The organism is Methylobacterium sp. EM32, assembly GCF_040593685.1.
Classification (GTDB): Bacteria; Pseudomonadota; Alphaproteobacteria; order Rhizobiales; family Beijerinckiaceae; genus Methylobacterium.
Window position 1 is genome coordinate 1 of the sequence record NZ_JBEXZS010000119.1, and the last position, 7,285, is coordinate 7,285.

6 protein-coding genes are annotated in these 7,285 nt (G+C 70.2%); 2 read left to right on the forward strand and 4 right to left on the reverse strand.

What is annotated here, in order from left to right:
* Window positions 1-48 precede the first annotated feature (48 nt).
* Complete coding sequence (locus tag ABZT49_RS16675) at window positions 49-1,572, forward strand: AMP-binding protein (RefSeq protein ID WP_355287240.1); 1,524 nt, start codon at window positions 49-51, stop codon at window positions 1,570-1,572.
* A gap of 277 nt (window positions 1,573-1,849) precedes the next feature.
* Here ABZT49_RS16675 and glgX read toward each other — a convergent pair whose 3' ends face one another.
* Window positions 1,850-3,946: a glycogen debranching protein GlgX gene (gene glgX, locus ABZT49_RS16680; protein ID WP_355287242.1), complete on the reverse strand. Its 2,097-nt coding sequence runs from the start codon at window positions 3,944-3,946 to the stop codon at window positions 1,850-1,852.
* A gap of 145 nt (window positions 3,947-4,091) precedes the next feature.
* Window positions 4,092-5,129 carry a tRNA dihydrouridine(20/20a) synthase DusA gene (dusA, locus tag ABZT49_RS16685; protein ID WP_355287244.1) on the reverse strand — a complete coding sequence of 346 codons (1,038 nt, stop codon included), beginning with the start codon at window positions 5,127-5,129 and terminating at the stop codon, window positions 4,092-4,094.
* Between the two features lie 130 nt (window positions 5,130-5,259).
* On the opposite strand from dusA, the gene ABZT49_RS16690 reads away from it, so the two are divergent.
* Window positions 5,260-6,348: a site-specific integrase gene (locus ABZT49_RS16690; protein WP_355287250.1), complete on the forward strand. Its 1,089-nt coding sequence runs from the start codon at window positions 5,260-5,262 to the stop codon at window positions 6,346-6,348.
* On the opposite strand, the gene ABZT49_RS16695 is transcribed toward ABZT49_RS16690, so the two are convergent.
* Both ABZT49_RS16695 and ABZT49_RS16700 read right to left on the reverse strand, forming a co-directional pair.
* Window positions 6,333-6,593, reverse strand: a complete 261-nt coding sequence (locus ABZT49_RS16695) for a pyocin activator PrtN family protein (RefSeq protein WP_355287246.1) — start codon at window positions 6,591-6,593, stop codon at window positions 6,333-6,335. The genes ABZT49_RS16690 and ABZT49_RS16695 overlap by 16 nt on opposite strands.
* Before the next feature lie 306 nt (window positions 6,594-6,899).
* The gene (locus ABZT49_RS16700; protein WP_355287248.1) at window positions 6,900-7,100 is read right to left on the reverse strand and encodes a hypothetical protein; all 201 of its coding nucleotides are present in this window, start codon (window positions 7,098-7,100) and stop codon (window positions 6,900-6,902) included.
* Window positions 7,101-7,285 lie beyond the last annotated feature (185 nt).

The window sequence follows — 7,285 nt, forward strand, 5'->3', positions numbered from 1 at the left end:
GCCCCCGCGCTAGCACAGGCCCCGGACCCCAGGATCCGGAGCCGCCCCTTGCCCGACGACCGCCAGCCGCCGCCCCGCTTCAACGGCGCCCGCTACTGCCTGGAGGCCAATGCCCGGGAGCAGGGCGACAAGCCGGCGCTGATCATGGTCGGCGATCATGGTCGCACCGACGTCATGACCTTCGCGCAAGTCGACCGGGCGGTGCGCGGCGTCGCGGCGGGTCTTCGCGGTCTCGGCCTGCCGGCGGGCGCCCGGGTGATGATCCGCATGGGCAACGACGCGGATTACGTGATCACCTACTTCGCGGCGCTCGCCGCCGGGCTGGTGGCGCAGCCCTCCTCGCCCCAGCTCACCGCCGGCGAGGCGGCGTTCCTGATGCAGGATTCCGGCGCCGCGGTGATCGCCGCCGCCGACGACTGCCCCCTCGACCCGGAGGCCTGCCGCGGCCGGATCGTGCTGCGCCGCGACGACATCGCCCGCCTGCGCGAGGGAGCGCCGCTCGAGGCTTACGCCGACACCGCCGCCGACGATCCGGCGACGTTGGTCTACACGTCGGGCACCACCAGCCGGCCGAAGGGGGTGCTGCACGCCCACCGCACCCTCTGGGGCCGGCGGCCGATGCACGATTTCTGGCTCGGCCTGCGCGAGGATGACGTAGTGCTGCATGCCGGCACCATGAACTGGACCTACACCCTCGGGGTCGGCATCCAGGATCCCTGGGCGCGCGGCGCCACCACGGTGCTCTATAACGGCCGGCGCGATCCCGCCCTGTGGCCGGCGCTGATCGCCCGCCACCGCGCCACGCTGTTCGCGGCGGTGCCGAGCCTCTACCGCCAGATCCTCAAATACGCCGACCTCGCCGCCCACGACCTGTCGTCCCTGCGCCACGGCATCACGGCGGGCGAGGCGCTCTCGCCCCAGCTCCTCGCCGAATGGCGCGAGACCACCGGCACGCCGCTCTACGAGGCGCTCGGGATGAGCGAGATCTCGACCTACATCTCGACGAGCCCCCTCGTGCCGATCAAGCCCGGCTCGCCGGGCAAGCCGCAGCCGGGGCGGCGCGTCGCGATCCTCCCCGTCGCGGGCGCGCCGGAGCCGCTGCCGGCGGGCGCGGTCGGGCTGCTGGCGATCCACCGCTCCGACCCGGCCCTGATGCTCGGCTACTGGAACCGCCCCGACGAAGAAGCGGCGGTGATGCGGGGCGACTGGTTCACCGGCGGCGACCTCGCCTCATTGGATACCGACGGCTACGTCTGGTTCGAGGGCCGCAACGACGACATCATGAACGCCTTCGGCTACCGGGTGTCGCCGAACGAGGTCGAGAGCGTGCTGATCACGCATCCCGACGTGCAGGAGGTCGCGGTGACCGAGCTCTCCGTACGCGACGACGTGCGGGTGATCGCCGCCTTCGTGGTGCCGAAACCGGACGCCGCGCCGCAGCGGGACGCGCTGCTGGCCTGGTGCGGCGAGCGGCTCGCCGCCTACAAGTGCCCGCGCGAGGTCGTCTTCCTGGAGGCGCTGCCGCGCACCCCGAACGGCAAGGTGCAGCGTAAGCGGCTGGCGGCGGGGTAGGAGTATGAATGGCGAGGTCCCACCGCCGAGATGCCGTCCAGGCCTCGCTCCCTCCCCGCATCTGTCACGCTCCGCGTCATCCCGGGGCTCGCCGCAGACGAGAACCCGGGATCCATAGCCGCTGACGTTGGCGGACGAAGCGGATCGCGCGCCGCTCTCTCCTGAACCGTCGGCGGTTATGGATCCCGGGTTCCGCTGCGCGGCCCCGGGATGACATGGAGGGTGCTGCGACCGTCGTGGCTCGGCAACGAAGCCGACGCAGGTGAGCCAATCGGGATCAGGTCCCCCGCCGCCCCGCATTCCGCGCCAGCACCAGCAACGCCCGCTCGGGCAGCCGCACCACCCCACCGGCCTTCACGCTCTCCCGCCCGGCCGGGCGGCCATCCGCCACCGTCGTGTCGAAGAGCGGCACCCACGGCCCGCCGATCACCGGGGCGAGCCGGAAGTCGAGGGGCCCCTCCCCCGCATTGGCGAGGATCAGGAGGCGGCGCCCGTCGGGGGCGTCGTTGCCGATCTGCATGCCGAAGGCCCGGCGCTCGCCGTCGCCCCAGGCGCCGTCATCCATCTCGGCGCCGCAGGGCGAGAGCCAGTGCACGTCCTTGAGACCACCCGACGCCACCGCCTCGCCGGTGAGGAACTTTCGCCGCCGCAGGGCGCGGTGGTCGCGGCGCAAGGCCAGGAGGTTGCGGACGAAGGCGGTCAGGCTCGGATCGCTATAGTCGTTCTCCCAGTCGACCCAGGAGGTGGCGTTGTCCTGGCAATAGGCGTTGTTGTTGCCGCCCTGCGTGCGCGAGCGCTCGTCGCCCATCAGTAGCATCGGCACGCCCTGCGCCAGCAGGATCGTGGCGAGCAGGTTGCGCTTCTGGCGCGCCCGGACGCTCAGGATCATGGCATCGTCGGTCGGGCCCTCGACGCCGTAGTTGCGCGAGACGTTGTGGCCGTGGCCGTCGCGGTTGCCCTCGCCGTTGGCTTCGTTGTGCTTCTCCTCGTAGGCGACGACGTCGGCGAGCGTGTAGCCGTCATGCGAGGCGATGAAGTTGATGCTGGCCGACGGCCCGCGGCCGGAGGCGGAAAAAATCTCCTTCGAGCCGGTCAAGCCCTGCGTCAGCTTCGGCAGCTGGCCGGCATCGCCGCGCCAGAACCCGCGGGCCGCGTCGCGGAACTGGTCGTTCCAGTCGCTCCAGCCGACGGGGAAGCCGCCGAGCTGATAGCCGCCCATGCCGACGTCCCACGGCTCGGCGATGAGCTTGACCCGCGACAGGAGTGGGTCCTGCGCCATCGCCTGCAGCACCGCGGCGCGGGGGGTGAAGTCGTGGGGGCTACGGGCGAGGCTCGAGGCGAGGTCGAAGCGGAACCCGTCGATCCGGTAGGTCTCGACCCAGTGGCGCAGGGAATCGAGCACCATCTGCATCACCCGCGGCACCGAGACGTCGAGGGTGTTGCCGCAGCCGGTGCAGTCGATGTCGCGGCGCGGATCCTCGGGGTTCAGCTTGTAGTAGCTGGCATTGTCGATGCCGCGGAACGACAGGCTCGGCCCGGTATGGTCGGCCTCGCAAGTATGGTTGTAGACCACGTCGATCAGCACCTCGATGCCTGCGGCGTGAAGCTGGCGGATCGCGCTTTTCAGTCCCGCCGTCCCCGCCGGCCCGAGGTAGCGCGGCTCGGGCGAGAAGTAGTTGAGCGGCGAGTAGCCCCAGAAATTCGTCAGGTCCTTCTCGACCAGGAAGCGGTCGTCGACGAAGGCCTGGATCGGCAGCAATTCGATCGCCGTGATGCCGAGGCGCACGAGGTGATCGACGATCGCCGGGTGGCCGAGCGCGGCGTAGGAGCCGCGCCAGGGCAGGGGCACGTCCGGGTGGGTCTGGGTCAGGGCCCGGACATGGGCCTCGTAGATCACGCTGTCGACGAGGGGATGGCGCAGGGGCGGATCGTCGTGGACCGGCGCCTCGGGCGCGGTGACGACGCCCTTCGGCATCATCGGGGCGCTGTCGCGCCGGTCGAGCGCGTCCTCGCGGTGGCTGCCGCGGCGATAGGGGTAGAGGGCGTCGTGCCAGCGCACGCGGCCCTGCAGCTCGCGGGCGTAGGGGTCGATCAGGAGCTTGTGCGGGTTGAAGCGGTGGCCGCGCCCCGGCTCCCAGGGGCCGTGCACCCGGTAGCCGTAGAGCTGCCCCGGCAGCACGCCCGAGAGGTAGCCGTGCCAGACGTCGTCGGTGCGCCGCGGCAACCGGACCACGTCGGTCTGGACCCGGCCGGTCGGGTCGAACAGGCACAGGTCCACCGCCGTGGCATGGGCGGAGAACAGCGCGAAATTGACCCCGCGCCCGTCGAAATGGGCGCCGAGCGGGCCCGCGGCGCCGTCGTCGAGTGCGATCATCCGGTCCGTCCACCCCTCGGGCGCGCCTGTTCGCCAGCGAACATGCCCGCGGAGCGCCCGGCTGCCAAGCTGAGGTGCGACAGCGATCCCCCGGCGAAGTCTTTTGAAACTCCGCCGGGGGATCGCTTTCGCCGGAAGGCCGTCCTCAGGCCGCGGCGCTCGCCGGCTCGGGGGAGGACGTCTCACGGGAGACGAGGGCCACCGCCTCCCGCAGGGTGTGCAGGCCCGCATCCGGCCGCGTGCCGGCGACCGAGAGGTGACGGCGATAGGGCCGCGCGCCCGGACGGCCGTTGAACAGGCCGAGCATGTGCCGGGTCATGGCGTGCAGGCGCACGCCCTCCTGGAGCCGCGCCGCGATATAGGGCTCGTAGGCGTGAATTGCCGCGAACGGATCGGCCACCGGCGCCGGCTGCCCGAACAGCGCGGGATCGACGCCGAGCAGCAGGGCCGGCTCCGCATAGGCCGCGCGGCCGAGCATGACCCCGTCGAGACCGACCCCGTCCCGCGGCTCCAGCTCGGCCTTCGCGGCGGCCAGGTCCGCTAAGCCGCCGTTGAGGGCGACCGGGAGGTCGGGATTCGCGCGCTTGAGGCGGTGGACCCGGCCGTAATCGAGGGGCGGGATGTCCCGGTTCTCCTTCGGCGACAATCCCTTGAGCCAGGCCTTGCGGGCGTGCACGATCAGCGCGTCGACCCCCGCCGCCCGCACCGCGGCGGTCAGTGCGTCGAGCGCCGCCTCCGGGTCCTGGTCGTCGACGCCGATGCGGCACTTCACCGTCACCGGCACCGAGACCGCCGCCTTCATGGCGGCGACGCACTCGCCGACGAGTCCCGGCTCGCGCATCAGGCAGGCGCCGAAGCGCCCGTCCTGCACCCGGTCGGAGGGGCAGCCGACATTGAGGTTCACCTCGCGGTAGCCGAAGCCTTCCGCGATGCGGGACGCCGCCGCGAGATCGTCCGGATCCGACCCGCCGAGCTGGATCGCCACCGGATGCTCCGCCGCGTCGAAGCCGATCAGCCGCTCCCGCGGCCCGTGCAGCACCGCGCCGGTCGTCACCATCTCGGTGTAGAGGAGCGCGCGGGCGGAGAGGGTGCGGTGGAACGCCCGGCAGTGGCGATCCGTCCAGTCCATCATGGGTGCTATGGAAAAGCGCCAAGGACTGAAATTGCTCGTTTTTTCAACCATGGCAACCACCTGACCCGACCCTCGTGCTGTACGATTTGAAGCCGTTTCCGGCGTTTTGAGCCGGTTTCTTGTCGAAAGTACAGCAATGCTGTACGTCCGGGGCCCATGCTGTACCGCGCATGGGGGCATCGTGGGAACCATCGTCGAGCGCAAGCGCAAGGACGGATCCGTCGGCTACCACGCTCAGGTGGTGATCCGGCAGGACGGCGCCACCCACCGCGAGACGAAGACCTTCGACCGCAAGGCGGCGGCCAACTCGTGGATCGCGAAGCGGGAACGCGAACTATCCGCGCCGGGGGCGGTGTCGGGCAAGAAGGCCGAGGACCCGACGCTCGGCGCGGCGATCGACCGGTACGTAGCCGAGAGCCGGCGCACCCTGGGGCGCACCAAGGCGCAAGTGCTGAAGACCATCAAGACGTTCGACATCGCGGACAAGCCGTGTTCGACCATCACCAGCGCCGACGTGGTCGCGTTCGCCACCGAGCTATCGGCCGGCCGGCAGCCGCAGACCGTCGCGAACTACCTCGCCCACCTCGGCAGCGTGTTTTCGATCGCGCAGGCGGCCTGGGGCTATCAGCTCGATCCCTCAAGCATGCAGGACGCCCGGAAGGTCACCTCGAAGCTCGGTCTCGTCGCAAAGTCGGCATCGCGCAGCCGCCGGCCGACGCTCGACGAGCTCGACCGGTTGATGACGCATTTCGGCGGAGTCCGGCACCGGCGGCCCGGCAGCCTGCCTATGCAGGCGATCGTAGCGTTCGCACTTTTCTCGACGCGGCGGCAGGAGGAGATCACCCGCATCGCCTGGGCCGATCTCGACGAAGAGGGCTCGTGGGTGCTGGTCCGGGACATGAAGAACCCGGGGCAGAAAATCGGGAACGACGTCTGGTGCGAGTTGCCGCCGGAGGCGCTGCGGATCGTCCAGGCGCAGCCGCGCGCCGGCAACCGGATCTTCCCCTACACCACCGACGCGATCTCGGCCGCGTTCACCCGGGCCTGCGCCTTCCTAGGGATCGACGATCTCACGTTCCATGACCTGCGCCACGAGGGCGTCTCGCGGCTATTCGAGATGGGCCGGACCGTGCCGCTGGCGGCGTCGGTCTCCGGCCACAAGAGCTGGTCGTCGCTCCAACGCTACACGCACATCCGCAAGGCGGGCGACCGGTATGCCGGCTGGCCCTGGCTCGCCGTGGTCACCGCGGAGGATCAACCGCAGAGCTGACGGCACTCTTTGCGCACGGCTTCGGCCCGCTCGTCGACCCAGCGCGCCAGATCGTTGAGGTGCACCCCCTTGGCCAATTTCTGGCTCGCCTCGATCCGGACCAGCGGCAGCGCGATCTCGCCGGCGGAGATCTTCCGCACCAGCTTCTCGGGCGTCAGGTGCGAGAAATAATCCCGGCGCACCGCCTCGATCGGGATCACCGCGGCGCCCCCATATTGCGCCAGCAGGAGAAACGCGGTGTTCATGGGCTCGGGCCTCGCGACGGGATTGACGATGGTGGAAGCTCGGGCGCGCGTTATCGTCACCCCTCCCCTGTCTGCTGGGTCGGGGCGGGGGTGGAGGCGGCCTGCGCGAGTAGCGCAGCGCGGTTCGGCCGTGTCGGCGGCGGCACCTTCTCGCCAACCTCGCGCGCTCGCGCTTGCCTGACGGCCTGTCGGATCAGCTCATCACGGCAGGCTGTCGTGGCGACGAGACCGCATGTCTCTCGCATGTGCGACCATACCCTGAACATATCCCCAGCTGTCAGCGTCGCCGCCTGATCGTAACCGCGCTCACCGGCCATGCCCGGCCTCCTCTCGTGCGAGAAGGGCGGAGAGGAGGGCGGCGATCAGGGCGAGGGCGAGAGACGGGCGGTTCCAGGCGTCGCCGATGTCGGCGTCGCCGACGCGGATCCGCGCACACCAGTTCGCGATGCCGATCGTGCCGTCCATGTCGAGGTAGGACCCCGGGAAAACCGAGTCGATCAACTTCATGGCGTGCTCAACCCGCTCCATTGGAGCGAACGAGATGTGGAACCACGTCCCGCGCCAGTTGCCCTCAATGGACGGGATCACCGTCCGCGCTAGAGCGTGTTATGAACTTATGACATAGCGTGAGCGTTGAGGTGGATGAGTGCTGATCGCCCCGCTTATCCATCCGACGTGTCTGATGAGGAATG